Annotated in this window: 15 protein-coding genes; 8 read left to right on the forward strand and 7 right to left on the reverse strand. The window is 45.2% G+C overall.

Features of this window, described 5'->3' with window-relative positions:
• Positions 1 to 176: 176 nt before the first annotated feature.
• From ED312_RS02530 to ED312_RS02560, 7 genes are all read right to left on the reverse strand, one after another.
• On the reverse strand, positions 177 to 1,229 hold the full coding sequence (locus tag ED312_RS02530; protein WP_170164433.1) for an ATP-grasp domain-containing protein: 1,053 nt from the start codon (positions 1,227 to 1,229) through the stop codon (positions 177 to 179).
• The gene (locus tag ED312_RS02535) at positions 1,226 to 1,930 is read right to left on the reverse strand and encodes an NRDE family protein (protein WP_123214428.1); all 705 of its coding nucleotides are present in this window, start codon (positions 1,928 to 1,930) and stop codon (positions 1,226 to 1,228) included. The genes ED312_RS02530 and ED312_RS02535 overlap by 4 nt, the downstream gene beginning before the upstream one ends.
• Positions 1,918 to 2,409 (reverse strand): DinB family protein, encoded by a 492-nt coding sequence (locus ED312_RS02540; RefSeq protein WP_123214429.1) that lies wholly within the window; start codon positions 2,407 to 2,409, stop codon positions 1,918 to 1,920. Before ED312_RS02540 ends, ED312_RS02535 begins: the two co-directional genes overlap by 13 nt.
• Positions 2,410 to 2,421: 12 nt before the next feature.
• A complete protein-coding gene (locus tag ED312_RS02545) occupies positions 2,422 to 2,799 on the reverse strand; it encodes a DoxX family protein (protein WP_123214430.1) in 378 nt (125 codons plus the stop codon).
• The gene (locus ED312_RS02550; RefSeq protein ID WP_123214431.1) at positions 2,796 to 3,269 is read right to left on the reverse strand and encodes a YHS domain-containing (seleno)protein; all 474 of its coding nucleotides are present in this window, start codon (positions 3,267 to 3,269) and stop codon (positions 2,796 to 2,798) included. Before ED312_RS02550 ends, ED312_RS02545 begins: the two co-directional genes overlap by 4 nt.
• An 89-nt stretch (positions 3,270 to 3,358) precedes the next feature.
• Positions 3,359 to 4,039, reverse strand: a complete 681-nt coding sequence (locus ED312_RS02555) for a Crp/Fnr family transcriptional regulator (RefSeq protein ID WP_123214432.1) — start codon at positions 4,037 to 4,039, stop codon at positions 3,359 to 3,361.
• A gap of 59 nt (positions 4,040 to 4,098) precedes the next feature.
• Positions 4,099 to 4,479: an SPOR domain-containing protein gene (locus tag ED312_RS02560; protein ID WP_123214433.1), complete on the reverse strand. Its 381-nt coding sequence runs from the start codon at positions 4,477 to 4,479 to the stop codon at positions 4,099 to 4,101.
• Positions 4,480 to 4,700: 221 nt separating this feature from the next.
• Between ED312_RS02560 and ED312_RS02565 the strand changes: the two genes are divergently transcribed.
• From ED312_RS02565 to ED312_RS02600, 8 genes are all read left to right on the forward strand, one after another.
• Entirely contained in the window at positions 4,701 to 5,981 is a 1,281-nt protein-coding gene (locus tag ED312_RS02565) for a c-type cytochrome (protein WP_123214434.1), read from the forward strand.
• A gap of 63 nt (positions 5,982 to 6,044) precedes the next feature.
• A complete protein-coding gene (locus ED312_RS02570; protein ID WP_123214435.1) occupies positions 6,045 to 9,170 on the forward strand; it encodes a TAT-variant-translocated molybdopterin oxidoreductase in 3,126 nt (1,041 codons plus the stop codon).
• Between the two features lie 106 nt (positions 9,171 to 9,276).
• Positions 9,277 to 10,668, forward strand: a complete 1,392-nt coding sequence (gene nrfD / locus ED312_RS02575) for an NrfD/PsrC family molybdoenzyme membrane anchor subunit (RefSeq protein ID WP_123214436.1) — start codon at positions 9,277 to 9,279, stop codon at positions 10,666 to 10,668.
• On the forward strand, positions 10,661 to 11,185 hold the full coding sequence (locus ED312_RS02580) for a DUF3341 domain-containing protein (protein WP_123214437.1): 525 nt from the start codon (positions 10,661 to 10,663) through the stop codon (positions 11,183 to 11,185). The genes nrfD and ED312_RS02580 overlap by 8 nt, the downstream gene beginning before the upstream one ends.
• A 78-nt stretch (positions 11,186 to 11,263) precedes the next feature.
• Entirely contained in the window at positions 11,264 to 11,827 is a 564-nt protein-coding gene (locus tag ED312_RS02585; RefSeq protein ID WP_123214438.1) for a c-type cytochrome, read from the forward strand.
• A gap of 112 nt (positions 11,828 to 11,939) precedes the next feature.
• The gene (locus tag ED312_RS02590; protein ID WP_123214450.1) at positions 11,940 to 13,256 is read left to right on the forward strand and encodes a quinol:cytochrome C oxidoreductase; all 1,317 of its coding nucleotides are present in this window, start codon (positions 11,940 to 11,942) and stop codon (positions 13,254 to 13,256) included.
• Positions 13,257 to 13,291: 35 nt separating this feature from the next.
• Positions 13,292 to 14,356, forward strand: coding sequence for a cytochrome c oxidase subunit II (locus ED312_RS02595; RefSeq protein WP_123214439.1), 1,065 nt, complete (start codon positions 13,292 to 13,294; stop codon positions 14,354 to 14,356).
• 65 nt (positions 14,357 to 14,421) lie between these two features.
• Positions 14,422 to 16,242, forward strand: a complete 1,821-nt coding sequence (locus ED312_RS02600; RefSeq protein ID WP_123214440.1) for a cytochrome c oxidase subunit I — start codon at positions 14,422 to 14,424, stop codon at positions 16,240 to 16,242.
• Positions 16,243 to 17,278: the final 1,036 nt, after the last annotated feature.

Genomic DNA, 17,278 nt, shown 5'->3' on the forward strand with positions numbered 1-17,278 from the left:
TTAACGAGGATATTGTTTAACCTACTTCCCTGATTTTTCCATAAACGTATTCGGGGAGAAGGATAAACTTTATCCTTCTTGCACTCCCAATGATTATCAAGGATTTGGAATTTACCTGGTTGAATACGTTGAAAAGGCTTTTCTTATTGATAGTTGTATGCCGAATAATGGCCAATTTAAAAACCGGCTATTTTCCTGTTCTGGATAAAGTGCGCATATAATTCCCGGACCCCTTTTCTGTAGGAGAGATAAGGCAGACCCCGTGACCGGTGGTTTATTTTACTGATTTTATACATATATGTAATATGTCTGGCCAGTTCTTTCCAGGCAAATATGAGCGAATGACCGGGATCGTAAATATGTGTGGGTTCGCTCATGGCCCCGTTGAGTTCCACAACCATAAAATTTTTCCCGTTTTCCAGTTCTTCTACGGAGTTGAACATCAGGTCCAGCCTTCCGTAATAAAAGCCCGGTATTTGGGTGCACATATCGTTTATGACCTTGGTGATACCCTCACTTATCATATGACTGCAATCAGTGAACCGGGCCCCTCTGGCATGATTTCCGTAAGGTACCAGGACCCGCTTTTCATTTTTTTGCAGGATGTGGTCCAGCAGATCGCCGTATTCCTTTGCAATGGCTTTTAACTGGAGTTGATGTCTCGGCGTTTGCCGAAGCAGGGTCCGGATGGGAGAGATCCCGTCCCCGGTAACCGTAAGCAGTTCTTTGGAGACGATCCCCGTAATCCGGCCTTCCCGTTCCCCTGGCAACCTTATGTAAAAAATACCGATCTCGTAGGGAAGGGTAATAAATTCCTGGATGAGGTAATCAAAACCGGACTGCCTGTTATAAGTTTTGAGCTCTTCGGCAGAATGTATCTTTTTTACCGCGTTTCCCCGGAGCCCGATATCAGGTTTTGCGATAAGAGGATAACGGAGCCCCTGCTTCTCTCGTATTTCCTCCAGGGCGGCATCCGGAGTGCCCTCTGCTATAAATACCGTTTTTGCATAAAATTCCTGAGGTATCAGGTCATATATCTTGCGTTTGGAGCCCATGATAAAGCCTCCGTTGCGGATAGATGGATTAACCGTGTTGAAGAAAAACAGCGATCCCGCCCGTATGGCGTAATAAAGCCAGAGCAAGCTTATAGGGGCATAAATCACCTGAAAGGGCCAGTATTCCCAGTGGGTGAGTTTGTGCAGCGATAATTTCAGGGCTTGTCCGGTCATAATTGCAGGCTAAAGAATTCTCTTTCCGGAAAGAGCTGCAGGTAGTTCATGCAGGCCTTGTCTTTTTCTATTACACTTTGTGTGATACTGAGTGTCCTGAGCAGATTGCCCCGGTTGATTACCAGGCCGGATTCTCTGTTGTCCTTTTCCGTGTGTTCATGAAAGTCCAAGAGTTTTTCCGGGGAGAGGTCCCTGTGCTGTGCCGTGAAATCATAAAACCATTCCTCCCGCTGCTTTTGTTTTGCTTCGGTATACAGGGTGGAAGAAGAAAGAATGTGCAGCTTTTCTGTTTCAAGTGCAGAAGTTTCCCTGCCTATACCGTCCCAGCGCAGGAGAAAGAGATCGGGGGCTGCATACAGCAGAACAGTAAAGGGTTCTATGTTTTCCAGGTTCATCCCGGTCCAGTGTCCGACCGGGGAGGGGGCACCTATGATTTCCAGTAAGATCAACCCCCTGCTTTTTCTATAATTACCTTTGAATGTATGTTTTTCCCTGGCTCCATTGAGTAATATGGCTGTTGCTCCGTTCATATCCATCGTAAACCAGCTTCCCCCGTAAAGATGGTCCTTCGGGAATACCACCTTTTTATGGTTCAGGGAATGGACTTCAGGCGGAAGAGCTATTGGCCTCACCGTGCTTTCGTCCCTGTTAGAGGTGAGGATCACCTGTGACCCGGTATTTACAAAACTTACTGTGCACATTGCTTTTTACGGTATTCTACAGTAGAGGGTGCCATGCCGAAAGTATCACTTATCCTTATCCGGTCAAATTTCAGGACGGCTACACGTATCAGGGCCTGGTGATGTATGGTGTGCTCCAGGTTGTAGAGCAGTTCCCTAAAGTAGTTGCTTTGTATACATATGTGATGTGTATGAAAAGTTTGTTCCAGGAGTAATGGCTTGTTTGTTCTCCTTATTGTGTTGCCGATATTTTTAATGTATTCCAGTGCTACGGGTATTTCGGTTTCTATATGCCGGTTCCGTTGCCTGCTGTCATAATTTACTTTTCCGGTCTCGTAGCTGTGAATGAGACAGAGGAAAAATTCGATGATGTGACGATAATGCTGACCTACAGTAGCCCCGTTAAGCTCGGGACAGGGAGAATTATACTCCGGTAGTGTAAGTTGCCCCGCCAGGTCTACCAGTTCGTCAAGACATGATTTTAAGGAATCAAAAAGCATATTGAAAAGCGTTTACGAAGGGTAATTTAGGATTTTTTTTCGTATAATTAAAAATAGGCCGCTGAAGAAAAATGTTACACAGGCGAGAATAAAAAGTGTACCGCCATCGCCGGACACCTCGATTCCCAGGACAAATATATGTGAGGCAATAGCGCCAGTCATGATAAACAGGCAGGCAATGGCCCCGTAAACGGCGGTTTTGGGTATGAGTAAAAGGAGTGCTGTAATAAGTTCGGCTATACCCAGCCCGATGCGACCGTAAGGCTCGGCTCCGAGTGCGGAAAAAATATGAACAGATTCGGGGGCTCCTGTGAATTTGTAAAACAGGGTCTGTAGTAAAATGATTGTGGGTATCGCGCGGATAGCCCAATCGAGGATGTTTTTTTTCATTTGTCGGGATTTTTAGAGGTTATCAGCTTTTTCCAGTTTCGATCTGCGTTTCGCATGAGATTCATTTCGTTCCTGTTCCAGCTTTTCATGGTATTTACAGGGAAACGGTTGTAAAACAGGTATAATTTGCCGTCGGAGATCTTGAATGTTTCGGGATTGATATCTACTTTCTTTCCGTTATCTCCCATGGCAAAGGCACACCAACCCCCGTAGCGGGGAAGGTATTTCTCCGGGTATTTGAGAAGGAGTTTCCGGTTCTCCGCGGAGGAACAGTGATAGACAGCGCCGTATAAGGTTACAGGGAATTCTTTTTTGCCTTCAAGGGCTTTTCCTTGTTCGAAATAAGCAACCGGGTCATATCCGTGAATGGCCACACCGTTGGAAAGATTATGGTGGTTTTTGAATTCCTGGGCATAAAAAATACCCGGGATAAGAAAGGCGAACAAGATGGACAGGGCAACATTTTTCATAACCGGTATTTTTACCCTGCAAAGTTAGATCATCCGGTCACGGCAAAATGTCAGCTATCTTGCAGTTTGGTAAAAAAAACAGGTTCCGCTCATATCCTTGAGATATCAGGAATGATAATTTCCCTTCGGTTGTAGATGAGCAGTTCTTTTTCTTTCAGCTCGTTAAGTAATTGTGTGGCTGTTTGCCTGGTCGTGCAGATAATTTGTGCGATATCGTGTTGAGTCAGGTAGTTATGAAGGGTTACCCTGTTACCGTCGTAAACGCCCTCCTGTTCACACCATTCTCTTAAAAAAGCGGAAAGCCGGCTTTTGGCATCTTTAAAAACGAGGTTGGTATAGTTGTTTTTCAGACGTTTCATTTTCAGTCCTACGAACTTGGTATAAGAGAGCGCCAGGTTTGGATATTTTAACAACAGGTTTTCGAAATCGGAAAGTAAAAAACTGCAAACAATGATGTCATCGGTGAGGGCCTGGGCATATTCCGTGGTAGAAGGCCTGTCCGATTCAAGGGTAAGTTCGCCGAACAGGTCTCCTTTTCTTAAGATCTCCTTTATGGTTTCGTTACCGTCCCGGTCGGTTTCCACGATTTTTATGTTACCCCTTTTGAGGAAGTAAATACGTGGGGTGTCGGAACCGGAAAAATAGAGGATATCTCCTTTTTCGGCTTTTTTAAAACCGGTAATAATACACAATTGCCGGATCTGCCTGAAATTTAATACGCGAAAAAGCCGGTGGTCCTTTAAATGCCAGTATTTTAATTCTTCATACATATGGCTTCAGCGAATAAATTATGTTCCGTAGCTGGCAATTAACGGGGAAATGCAGGTGGTTACGGGGCGATGATAAAGGCACTGGGGTATTTCTTTTTGACTTCGATCAAATACCTGTCCGCTTCCAGTTTTGTTCTGAATTTACCGACATAAACGCGGTATGTGGGGGTTTTAAAAGCAATGTCGCAGTTAAAACTGAACGTATTCTCAAATTTGGCCTTTTCCGTGGTAGCCCCTTCCAGCGACCCGTTGTATATTTGGATACGATACCTGTCGGCACCACTATCGTCTTTGTTCAGCTCCGTTTTGGCAGCCAGGAGTTTTTCAACTTTAACATCCTGGCGGATGTTAATTTTTCCTTCCTGTGCGTACGTGCCGGTAAGGGTGAGAAGTAGGAAAAATAAAAGGCTTGAGCCACTGTGTATGCTTAAAAATCTCATAATGAATACTGTTTTGTGCAAAAGTAATTTTTTAGCTTGAAATCATAACGTTAAAATTTATTTAGAATTGTTATAAATTAATTATTAACGCTTTGCCAACATTTCCCAAATGAAGTCTATATCGTATTTTTGTGCACGGATTTTAAGAACCTGTGTTTTTTTTGTTGTTATCTGACGAAAAAATCATGCCAAATTAAGGAGCGATAACACATAATATTGATATGAAAGAGGTGATACACCGCAATTCTGTTTCAGGAATTCTAAGTATTAGTCTGGCTATTCTGCTGGCGTTTTCCACAACTCTTTTTGGACAAGAAGGTGACCCGGATAGGGGGAAGCAGTTATTTAATTCCAATTGTGCAGCCTGTCATAAGTTGGATCAGAAAATGACAGGACCGGCTCTCGCTGGTGTTACGGAGAAGCGTGACAGGGAGTGGTTGCATAAATGGATAAAGAATAACGTGGCTCTCAGGAAATCCGGAGACCCGGAGGCTATAGCCATCTATGAAGAGTTTAATGGCGCAGCCATGAATATCTTCCCGCAATTATCCGAGCAGGATATAGATGATATCCTTGCATATACCGAAAATCCGCCGGTTTCTGCCGCTGCGGGTGGTGCCGGTGGTGCGGGTCAGGCTGTAGCTGCCGAACCTTCCGGTATCTCTAATGAAGTTGTTTTGGGGGCGCTTGTGCTGGTTTTTGCCATGCTTGCTATAATGTTGATCCTGGTGAACAGGACGCTTGTGCGTATAGCGGAGGCAAAAGGTATAGAGCTGCCTGAGGAGAAAGCAAAAAGGCTTCCTTTGTGGAAAGCTTTTGTGAAGAACCAGTTCCTGGTGTTTGTTTCCGTAATTGTGCTGCTTTTGGTCTCGGCTTACTTTGTTTACGGGTATCTGATGCAGGTAGGTGTCGACCAGGGCTACGAGCCTGTGCAGCCAATTCATTTCTCGCACAGGATTCACGCCGGGGATAATGAAATAGATTGTAAGTATTGTCACTCTTCTGCCAGGGTATCCAAAACTTCCGGTGTGCCTTCACTGAATGTATGTATGAACTGTCATAAGAATATTATGGAAGTGGCGCCGGAAACGGCTACTGCAGAGCATTCCAAGGAGTTTTATGACGGAGAGATTGAAAAGCTGTATGCTGCCGTAGGCTGGGATGTTGAAAACCAGTCGTACACCGGAGAAACCAAGCCTGTGAAATGGGTGAGGATTCACAACCTGCCGGATTTTGCGTATTTTAATCACTCACAACACGTAACTGTAGCTGGTCTGGCTTGCCAGGAATGCCACGGTCCCGTTGAGGAAATGGAAGTGGTGAGACAGTTTTCTCCGCTGACCATGGGTTGGTGTGTGGATTGTCACAGAACAACTGATGTCAGAATGGAGGGGAATGAGTATTACGAGAAAATACACGAAGAATTATCTAAGAAATACGGAGTGGAAAAACTCACCGCTGCACAGATGGGGGCGTTAGAGTGCGGTAAGTGCCACTATTAATAAAAAGTAAGGGCGCATGCATGTGCGCCTCTATTGTTAAAAAGAGCTAATTTTATATAAAACATGGCGTCAAACAAAAAATACTGGAAAAGTGTCGAGGAATTGGATCCAAGCAATTCTATCGTAGAGACACTTAAACAGAATGAGTTTGTTGAGGAAATTCCGGTAGATGAGTTTTTAGGGGATAAGGAGAACCTGGAAGCGTCTTCAACGTCCCGGAGGGACTTTCTTAAATATGTAGGCTTCAGTACGGCTGCCGTTACTTTGGCTGCATGTGAGGGTCCGGTAAAAAAAGCTATTCCTTATGTGGTGCAACCGGAGCAGATTCGTCCGGGGGTAGCCAATTACTACGCTACTACTATAGCAGACGGATATGATTTTGCAAGTGTGCTTGTTAAGACACGGGAGGGGCGACCTATAAAAATTGAGGCTAATAACGAGGCTAAGATTAATGGTTATCCGAATGCCAGGGTAAATGCTTCTGTTTTATCTCTTTATGATAGCAAGAGGATACAGGGGCCTAAGTCCGGTGGTAATTATGTTACTTGGGATGACCTGGATGCTGAAGTGGTGGCTAAACTGAATGCGACAAAAGCCGGTGGTAAATCCATAGTGTTGCTCACACAGACTTTTGCCAGTCCTTCAACAACCAGGCTGGTTGCGGAATTCGCGGAGAAATTCGGGAATGTTGAGCATGTTCAGTATGATGCCATATCTGAAGAAGCGGCTTTGGAAGCTTTTCAGAAAAAATACGGTAAAAGAGCACTTCCGGATTATGATTTTTCCAGGGCTGATGTCATCGTTTCTTTTGCGGCTGATTTCCTGGGCGACTGGCACGGAGGTGGTTTTGACAGCGGGTACGCGAAAAGACGGGTGCCTTCTAACGGGAAGATGTCCCGTCATATCCAGTTTGAAGGTAATATGTCACTTTCCGGGGCTAACGCGGATAAAAGAGTGCCTGTAAAACCTTCACAACAAAAAGTGGCGCTTGCTAAATTATATGGTTACCTGAGCGGTTCTTCGGTGTCCGGGGAATTGCCGGAACATGTGGATGCGGCTGTTAAAAACGCTGCTTCACAATTGAGAAAAGCCGGGAAGAACGGAGTTGTGGTTACCGGAATTGACGATGCGGATGCGCAGGGACTCGTCCTTGCTATCAATGAAATGCTGCAAAGCGCTGCATTTGATGTTAAAGCTCCGCGATTGTTACGCCAGGGTAGTGCTAAAAGAATAAGCCGGCTTATTGCGGACATGAAGTCCGGAAGCGTAGGTGCGCTTATTATGAGCGGGGTGAACCCGGGCTATACGCTGCCTGATTCTGCCGGATTTATCGAGGCATTGAAAAACATAGGCTTGTCCGTTACCTTTTCCATGAAGGAAGATGAGACGGCCATAGCTTCACAATATATTGCTGCTGCACCGCACTACCTGGAATCCTGGGGAGATGCGGAAATAAAACAAGGATATTACAGCCTTATGCAGCCTGCTATCCGTCCTTTATTTGATACGCGACAGTTTCAGGATGCGTTGCTGAAATGGATAGGTAGCGACAAAACGTATTACGATTATATTAAGGATTTCTGGGGTGCTTCGGTGCTTGGCGGAGGCTCCTGGAACAAGGCACTGCATGACGGGGTCTTTGTCGCTTCTGCACCTGTGGTTGTAGATGCCGCTACGGAGGAAAGCAACAGTACTGAAGAAACGGAGGCAGAAGAAACAACGGAAACCGTTTCTGCCGGAAATGCAGCCGGAATGGCGAGAAAGCTGGCTTCATCGACAGCAGATGGTTTAGAGCTTATCCTGTATTCGAAAACGGGTATGGGAGACGGTCAGCAGGCCAATAACCCGTGGCTTCAGGAATTTCCGGATCCGATTACAAGAGTTTCCTGGGATAACTACCTGACAGTTTCCAAGGCAGATGCCGAGGCTTTGGGTCTGGTTAACAGGCATGTGGCTAACGGCGGTCTCAACGGAAGTTACGTTAAAGTAACAGTAAACGGCGTTACCCTGGACAGGGTTCCGGTGTTAATTCAGCCCGGACAGGCCAAAGGTTCTGTGGGTCTTTCTTTCGGTTACGGAAAGAAAGAAGGTATGAAAACAGAAATGCGGACCGGCGTTAATGCTTATGTATTGTATGAAGGATTTAAATCGGTACAGCCCGTAACTATCGAAAAGGTTGCCGGTGAGCATGAGTTTGCCTGTGTGCAGCTTCACAATACCCTGATGGGTCGTGGTGATATCGTAAAAGAGACTACATTAGAAATATTTAATACCAAAGATGCCAAAGAGTGGAATGAAACTCCTAAAGTATCTTTGAACCATAACGAAGTTGAAGCGGTTTCTGTGGATTTATGGAGGGATTTTGACCGTTCCATAGGGCATCACTTCAACCTGTCCATTGACCTGAACGCATGTACCGGTTGTGGCGCCTGTGTGATTGCCTGTCACGCGGAAAACAACGTGCCGGTAGTAGGGAAGTCCGAAGTGAGAAGGTCGCGGGATATGCACTGGTTGCGTATAGACAGGTATTATTCTTCCGAGGAAAGTTTTGAAGAAGATAACGAGGTGGTGGAGTCAATTTCCGGTCTGGGGGATTCCCTGACTACTTTCGGAGAAATGGAAAAAGCTTCCGAAAATCCGCAGGTTGCTTTCCAGCCCGTAATGTGCCAGCACTGTAACCACGCTCCCTGCGAGACCGTATGTCCGGTAGCGGCTACGTCTCATGGTCGTCAGGGACAAAACCACATGGCGTATAACCGTTGTGTAGGTACGCGTTACTGTGCGAACAACTGTCCGTACAAAGTACGTCGTTTCAACTGGTTCCTCTACAATAACAATGACGAGTTCGATTACCACATGAACGATGATATCGGGAAAATGGTTCTGAACCCTGATGTAGTGGTTCGTTCAAGAGGGGTAATGGAAAAATGTTCCATGTGTATCCAAATGACCCAGAAAACCATTCTCGATGCGAAAAGAGACGGTAGAAAAGTACGTAAGGATGAATTCCAGACTGCTTGTTCTGCTGCCTGTGGAAGCGGGGCTATGGTGTTCGGAGATATCAATAATGAAGAAGACGAAGTGTTTGCTCTGAAAAAGAGTGACAGGATGTATCACCTGTTGGAGCACGTAGGGACCAAGCCGAATGTGTTCTATCACGTAAAAGTGAGAAATACGGAGGAAGCGTAGATCAGTATTGTTCGCACCGGGGATAGAACGAGGGACTTCGGGAATATCATTGCTGCGGACGGTATAACGATAAATAAAAAGAGTAATTAAATATTAAAATTATAAAATGGCGTCGCATTACGAAGCACCTATACGTAAACCCCTGGTAATCGGAGATAAGAGCTATCACGATGTTTCGGTAGATGTAGCCAGGCCCGTAGAGGGCAAGGCAAACAAGCAGTGGTGGATTGTTTTTTCCATTGCTCTGGTAGCGTTTCTTTGGGGAATAGGGTGTATACTTTATACCATTTCAACAGGAATAGGCTCCTGGGGACTGAATAAAACCGTGGGTTGGGCCTGGGATATTACCAACTTCGTTTGGTGGGTTGGTATTGGTCACGCAGGAACACTGATTTCGGCCGTGTTATTACTGTTCCGTCAAAAATGGAGAATGGCCATTAACCGTTCTGCGGAGGCCATGACGATCTTCTCCGTGGTACAGGCCGGATTGTTCCCCCTGATACACATGGGGCGCCCGTGGCTGGGATACTGGGTGGTGCCGATCCCCAATCAGTTCGGTTCACTCTGGGTTAACTTCAACTCTCCCCTGCTTTGGGACGTATTTGCGATATCTACTTACCTGTCCGTATCGCTGGTGTTTTGGTGGACCGGTCTTCTGCCGGATTTCGCTATGATCAGGGACAGAGCAGTAAAACCTTTCCAGAAAAAAATATACAGTCTTCTCAGTTTCGGATGGAGCGGAAGAGCAAAAGACTGGCAGCGATTCGAAGAAGTATCCCTGGTACTTGCCGGTCTGGCAACGCCTCTGGTACTTTCCGTACACACCATTGTATCTTTTGACTTTGCAACTTCGGTGATCCCCGGATGGCATACCACGATCTTTCCTCCTTACTTCGTTGCAGGTGCGGTATTCTCCGGATTTGCAATGGTAAACACGCTTCTCATCATTATGAGAAAAGTCGTCAACCTGGAAGACTATATTACCCTGCAGCATATAGAGCTGATGAACATCGTTATTATGATCACCGGATCTATTGTGGGATGTGCATATATCACCGAGCTTTTTATCGCCTGGTATTCCGGTGTGGAATACGAGCAGTATGCTTTCCTGAACAGGGCAACCGGTCCTTACGCATGGGCATACTGGTGTATGATGACCTGTAATGTATTCTCTCCGCAGTTCATGTGGTTCAAAAAACTCAGGACAAGTATAATGTTCTCCTTCATTATTTCTATTGTAGTGAACATAGGGATGTGGTTTGAGCGATTTGTGATTATTGTTACTTCGCTTCACAGGGATTACCTTCCTTCTTCCTGGACGATGTTCTCACCGACATTCATCGATATCGGTATTTTCGTGGGGACCATAGGATTTTTCTTCGTATTGTTTCTGCTTTACTCCAGGACTTTCCCGGTGATAGCACAGGCAGAAGTCAAGACTATAATGAAATCATCTGGTGAAAAATATAAAAAATTAAGAGACGGCGATCATGAGTAATAAAGTAATACAGGCTATTTATACCGATGACGATGTATTATTGGCTGCGGTAAAAAAGGTGAAGGCTGCCCATCATCATATCGATGAAATATATACGCCATTTCCGGTGCACGGTCTGGATAAAGCCATGGGGCTTGCTCCCACACGGATAGCTATTGCGTCCTTCCTTTACGGATGTGTCGGACTTACTGTGGCAACCCTGATGATGAACTATATAATGATAGAAGACTGGCCGCAGGATATAGGGGGGAAACCCAGTTTTTCTTATCTGGAGAACATGCCTGCATTTGTTCCCATCATGTTTGAATTAACCGTGTTTTTTGCGGCTCACCTTATGGTGATTACCTTTTATCTCAGAAGTAAATTATGGCCGTTTAAAAAAGCCGAAAACCCTGATGTAAGAACAACCGACGATCATTTTCTGATGGAGGTTGCGGTAAGTGGTAACGAGGAGGAGTTGTCTGCCTTTTTGCAGGAAACGGGAGCAGTGGAAGTAAAAGTTTCAGAAAAGCATTAGATAGAGGAAATCGGGGCAGGATGCTTGTTTACAAACAATACTCACACCCGGTAACCTAACAACGTAAATACTGTTTAAATGAAGAGCTTTATAAAAATAGGAATAGTGCTTGGTACGGCGGCGGTAATGACTTCATGTTTTAACAAGTCCAGACCGAATTACCAATTTATGCCTAATATGTATGAATCTGTAGGTTATGAAACCTATCAGGAATCGGATGCTTTTAAGAACGGTGTGGAAGCCCAGTTACCCGCGGAAAATACGATTAATCGCGGTTGGATGCCTTACGATTATGAGAATACCCAGGAAGGCAAAGAACTGGCCGCTGCTGAATTGAAAAACCCTCTTGCCATGGATAGTCTCTCCGTGGAAGATAATCTGGGGGACGGAAAGGAGCTGTTTGATATCTATTGTGCCGTTTGTCACGGAGAAAAAGGTGACGGGCAGGGCGTACTGGTAAAACGGGAGAAATTTCTCGGTGTTCCCAGCTATGCAGACAGGGAAATAACAGAGGGAAGTATTTATCACGTAATATATTACGGACTGAACTCCATGGGATCTTATGCTGCCCAGCTCAATGAAAAAGAACGTTGGCAGGTGGTGATGTATGTAGAGGAACTCAACAGGGAACTGACTAAGTAATAAATTCAACCGGTATACGTGCACGGACAAAGCCGGAAAAGGTTTGATACCGGGACTTTTATCCCTGCACCAATACGAAATTACAAAATACAATAAAGAGAATTTTCAGGATATGTACACGTTTTCAAACAAGTTAAGACTGTCTGCATTTGTTCTAATGATCGTTGGTGTTCTCGGTCTGGGCTATGGTTTTCTCGCTGCACCGGGTACTGTAGAAGAAGCAAAAGCTATGGTAGCAGATGCGCGTCATGGCGGAGGGCACGCAGAAGCTGCCACTCATGACGCACACGGAACACATGACGAAGAGCATGCGGCTCATGATGCATCACACGATGAACATCTGTTGCATCAATTACAGAACAAACCCTGGGCAGCGCTTTATGTGGCGGCATTCTTCTTTATGATGATTCCCCTGGGAGTACTGGCTTTTTATGCGATCCAGAGGGTATCACAGGCAGGATGGTCTCCCTTGCTTTTCCGGGTTATGGAAGGTATTACGGCCTATTTGCTTCCCGGAGCTGTTCTGGTATTTGTAATACTCGTACTATCCGGTGTTCATATGAATCACCTTTTTGTCTGGATGGATCCCGAAGTGGTGGCGCATGATGAGCTGATACAAGGTAAGTCCGGTTATCTCAACGTACCGTTTTTCCTCATCCGGGCAGCTATTTATATAGCGGGATGGGTTGCTTACCGTCATTTTTCAAGAAAATTCTCCATCGCGCAGGATACTGCCGATGACAATAGTTACTTCAAAAGAAATTTCAAAATATCCGCCGGATTCCTGGTGTTTTTCCTGGTATCCGAATCCATGATGTCCTGGGATTGGATTATGAGTGTAGACCCGCACTGGTTCAGTACCCTGTTCGGATGGTACGTATTCGCCAGCATGTTTGTTTCCGGGATTACGGTTATCGCCTTGGTCACGATCTATCTGAAATCAAGAGGATATCTGGAAGAAGTGAACAACAGTCATATACACGATCTGGCAAAATTCATGTTCGGTATCAGTATTTTCTGGACATATCTTTGGTTCTCCCAATTTATGCTGATATGGTATTCCAACATTCCGGAAGAAGTTACCTATTTCGTTACGAGAATAGAGGATTATAAACTTCCTTTCTTCGGAATGGTGGTACTTAACTTCGTATTCCCGCTGCTGGTGTTAATGAACAGCGATTACAAGAGACTCAACTGGTTTGTGGTAATGACGGGTATTGTGATATTGATAGGACATTATATTGATATTTATAACATGATAATGCCGGCTACCGTTGGAGACCAATGGTTCATAGGAATAGGAGAAATAGGAGGCGTACTGTTCTTCTTGGGGCTGTTTATTTTTGTAGTGTTCAGTGCACTCACCAAAGCACCGCTGGTGCCGAAGCGAAACCCGTTCATAGAAGAGAGCAAACACTTTCATTATTAATTCAGTAGAAACTAAAGTAAACAGGAAATAGTAAGATGACTGCTTTATTAACTATAATTGTACTTATACTCATTGCCATTGCCGTTTGGCAGATGACGAAGATATTTGAATTCTCTCAGATAGGACTGAAAGATGCCCAGATAGCTAATGATAAGGATAACAAGCTGAACGGATATTTAATGTTTGCATTCCTGGGCTTTCTGTATGTGCTGACTATCTTCAGTCTTTGGAAATGGGGAAAAGTGCTGTTGCCCAAGGCAGCTTCTGCTCACGGGGACGATTATGATACCCTTATGACGGTGTCTATGGTGCTGATATTTACCGTACAGCTTATTACGCAAACGCTGTTGTACTTCTTTGCATACAAGTACAGAGGTGTTAAAGGGAAAAAAGCATTGTTCTATGCCGATAATGACAAGCTGGAATTCATCTGGACCATTATTCCCGTAATAACTCTTGCCGGACTTATCCTTTACGGTCTTTATACCTGGACCACCATTATGAATATCAATGACGAAGATGATCCTCTGATCATTGAATTATACGCCCAACAGTTTAACTGGAAAGCAAGATACGCAGGGGAAGATAATGTGCTTGGAGATGCCAATGTCCGTTTCCTTAACGATTTTGACGGGCAGAACGTCATAGGTATAGACTCTTCTGACCCTAACGGAATGGACGATGTGGTTTCCACCACGGAAATACACCTGCCGGTTAACAGGAAAGTAGTATTTAAAATGCGTTCTCAGGATGTATTGCACTCCGCCTACATGCCGCACTTCAGGGCACAGATGAACTGTGTTCCCGGTATGATCACTCAGTTTTCTTTTACACCGACCATTACTACGGAAGAAATGCGCCAGGACCCGGATATCCAGGCCAAGGTGAAGCACATTAACGAACTGCGTGCGGAAAGAAGGGCCAAAGGAGAAGACCTGGAGGACTGGGAGTTCGATTATCTTTTATTATGTAATAAAATTTGCGGAACTTCGCATTACAACATGCAGATGAAAATTATTGTGGAGAGCGAAGAAGAGTACAATGCATGGATTAAAGAACAACAGACCTTTGGTGAGATGGTTGCCGGGGCCGGGGAATAATAATCGGCCCAGAATATATTGAAAATAATAAAGTAACAGTAACGATAACGATTAGTATATAGATTATGTCAGCAACAGCAACAGCACACGCAGGGGATCAGGAGCACGATCACGGACATCATCATAAAGAGACATTTATTTCAAAGTATATTTTCAGTTATGATCACAAGATGATCTCCAAACAATACCTTATTACAGGTTTGTTCATGGGCTTCATCGGTATTTTGATGTCTTTGTTGTTCCGCATGCAACTGGCATGGCCTTCGGAATCTTTTAAAATATTTGAGGTCCTGTTGGGTAAATGGGCTCCCGAAGGAGTGATGGACCCGAATATTTACCTGGCTTTGGTAACCATCCACGGTACCATTATGGTATTTTTTGTGTTGACAGCCGGGCTGAGTGGTACCTTCAGTAACCTGTTGATTCCGTTACAGATCGGTGCAAGGGATATGGCTTCCGGATTTATGAATATGCTTTCTTACTGGCTGTTCTTCATTTCCAGTGTGATCATGGTAGCTTCTATTTTTGTGGAAGCGGGACCGGCCGCTGCAGGATGGACTATCTATCCTCCGCTGAGTGCATTGCCACAGGCACAGGGTGGTTCCGGATTGGGGATGACGTTATGGCTTGTTTCCATGGCCATATTTATCGCATCTTCCCTGCTCGGATCACTGAATTATATCGTTACCGTGCTGAATCTGAGGACTAAAGGCATGTCTATGACCAGGTTGCCGCTTACCATGTGGGCCCTGTTCATTACGGCTGTTATCGGGGTGGTTTCTTTCCCGGTACTGTTTTCGGCTGCATTACTGCTTATTTTTGACCGTAGTTTCGGTACTTCATTCTTCCTTTCGGATATTTTTATCCAGGGAGAGGTATTACATCACCAGGGAGGATCGCCGGTACTGTTCGAGCACCTTTTCTGGTTCCTTGGTCACCCGGAAGTGTATATCGTATTGTTACCGGCATTAGGTATCACATCCGAGATTATTGCTACCAATTCGCGTAAGCCTATATTCGGTTACAGGGCGATGGTCGCATCCATACTGGCCATTGCGTTCCTTTCCACCATTGTATGGGGACACCACATGTTCGTGTCCGGGATGAACCCGTTCCTCGGTTCGGTATTTACCTTTACAACATTATTGATCGCCATACCTTCCGCGGTAAAAGCATTTAATTATATCACTACCCTCTGGAAAGGAAATCTGCAGATGAACCCTGCCATGTTGTTCTCCATAGGATTGGTCTCTACTTTTATAACAGGGGGGCTTACCGGTATTATCCTTGGAGACAGTACCCTGGATATCAACGTTCACGATACATATTTCGTTGTAGCGCATTTCCACCTGGTAATGGGGATCTCCGCAATTTACGGATTCCTTGCAGGGGTGTACCACTGGTTCCCCAAGATGTACGGAAGGATGATGAATAAGAATCTGGGTTATGTACACTTCTGGGTTACTGCAGTTTGTGCGTATGGTATTTTCTTCCCGATGCACTTTGTGGGAATGGCAGGTCTTCCCAGACGTTATTATACCAATACAAACTTCCCGATTTTTGATGACCTGATGGACATCAACGTGGTGATGACCGTGTTTGCCCTCATTGCGGGTGCGGTACAGCTGGTATTCCTGTATAACTTCTTCTACAGTATCTTCTACGGAGAAAAGGCTCCCCGTAATCCGTGGAAAGCGAATACCCTGGAATGGACAACCCCGGTAGAGCATATTCACGGTAACTGGCCGGGTGAAATACCGGAAGTACACCGATGGGCTTATGACTACAGTAAGACCAATGAAAACGGAGAGTACGTAATACCGGGACAGGACTTTGTTCCGCAGACCGTACCTTTACAGGAAGGAGAGGAAGAACTCAACCATTAAGAGTTTATATATAAATATACGAAGAAGGTTGCCTCTTAGGCAGCCTTCTTGCGTTAAGGAGGTTTTGGGCTCCGGCACGGATAGTTGTAAGATAAAGATGTCTTTTCTTTTTTTTGCAGAAAGGGAAGAGTGGGACGTTTCTTAAATAACGTGAATAATGTGTAGAATTTTTGAAAGTAAAGGTGTTTTTAAGATTTTAATCTCATTCGGATTTTTCCCAAAGGCCTCCTTCGACCGGGCTAACACATTGCCCGGATAATCCGGAAGCGCTATCGATATTCATCGGGACGGTGGAGCAAACCAGGGGATTATGTATTCCCGGATAAGCCTGAATAGTGCTATTTAAGGGATTGGGTATACACCGAACCGGTTTGGGTCAGCGGCTAACCCATTTCCTTTAGCGGTCAACGTAACCCGGTTAGCCGCTTAAGCAATTGTGTATGCGGCGTAACCAACCTGGTTAGCGGTAAATGCAGTTCGGTTAGCGGCTAACTTAATCCCTTTAACGGTTACCCCCATTCCCTTTAACGGTCAACGTAACCCGGTTAGCCGCTTAAGCAATTGTATATGCGGCGTAACTAACCCGGTTAGCGGCTAACTTGATCCCTTTAACGGCTAACCGATTTCCTTTAACGGTCAACGTAACCCGGTTAACCGCTTAAGCAATTAGGTATGCGGCGTAAGTAACCCGTTTAGCGGTAAAAGCAGTTCGGTTAGCGGCTAACTTAATCCCTTTAACGGCTAACCGATTCCCTTTAGCCGTCAACGTAACCCGTTTAACCGCTTAAGCAATTACGTATGTGACGTAACTAACCCGTTTAGCGGTAAAAGCAGTTCGGTTAGTCGCTAACCGAACCCCTTCCGGTGTCAAAGGGATTGTGTTCATGGCCGTTTTAGAGCTTTCAATGGTAAAGTATCTGGCCAAAATCGATGCGTCATTGGCAGTGAAGCGTGGCGGTCCGGTGGCAGGTATGCACCTGTCATTGCGGGTATGGTGCCGGCCTCACGAGATCGCCGCGTCAGCTCCCGCGAAGAC

Origin of the sequence: Sinomicrobium pectinilyticum, from assembly GCF_003725735.1 — a bacterium.
Taxonomy (GTDB): Bacteria; Bacteroidota; Bacteroidia; order Flavobacteriales; family Flavobacteriaceae; genus Sinomicrobium; species Sinomicrobium pectinilyticum.

Coding starts and splice junctions, on each gene's coding strand:
- ED312_RS02530 (WP_170164433.1), bottom strand. CDS start 1,229: ATGACCGGACAAGCCCTGAAATTATCGCTGCACAAACTCACCCACTGG.
- ED312_RS02535 (WP_123214428.1), bottom strand. CDS start 1,930: ATGTGCACAGTAAGTTTTGTAAATACCGGGTCACAGGTGATCCTCACC.
- ED312_RS02540 (WP_123214429.1), bottom strand. CDS start 2,409: ATGCTTTTTGATTCCTTAAAATCATGTCTTGACGAACTGGTAGACCTG.
- ED312_RS02545 (WP_123214430.1), bottom strand. CDS start 2,799: ATGAAAAAAAACATCCTCGATTGGGCTATCCGCGCGATACCCACAATC.
- ED312_RS02550 (WP_123214431.1), bottom strand. CDS start 3,269: ATGAAAAATGTTGCCCTGTCCATCTTGTTCGCCTTTCTTATCCCGGGT.
- ED312_RS02555 (WP_123214432.1), bottom strand. CDS start 4,039: ATGTATGAAGAATTAAAATACTGGCATTTAAAGGACCACCGGCTTTTT.
- ED312_RS02560 (WP_123214433.1), bottom strand. CDS start 4,479: ATGAGATTTTTAAGCATACACAGTGGCTCAAGCCTTTTATTTTTCCTA.
- ED312_RS02565 (WP_123214434.1), top strand. CDS start 4,701: ATGAAAGAGGTGATACACCGCAATTCTGTTTCAGGAATTCTAAGTATT.
- ED312_RS02570 (WP_123214435.1), top strand. CDS start 6,045: ATGGCGTCAAACAAAAAATACTGGAAAAGTGTCGAGGAATTGGATCCA.
- nrfD (WP_123214436.1), top strand. CDS start 9,277: ATGGCGTCGCATTACGAAGCACCTATACGTAAACCCCTGGTAATCGGA.
- ED312_RS02580 (WP_123214437.1), top strand. CDS start 10,661: ATGAGTAATAAAGTAATACAGGCTATTTATACCGATGACGATGTATTA.
- ED312_RS02585 (WP_123214438.1), top strand. CDS start 11,264: ATGAAGAGCTTTATAAAAATAGGAATAGTGCTTGGTACGGCGGCGGTA.
- ED312_RS02590 (WP_123214450.1), top strand. CDS start 11,940: ATGTACACGTTTTCAAACAAGTTAAGACTGTCTGCATTTGTTCTAATG.
- ED312_RS02595 (WP_123214439.1), top strand. CDS start 13,292: ATGACTGCTTTATTAACTATAATTGTACTTATACTCATTGCCATTGCC.
- ED312_RS02600 (WP_123214440.1), top strand. CDS start 14,422: ATGTCAGCAACAGCAACAGCACACGCAGGGGATCAGGAGCACGATCAC.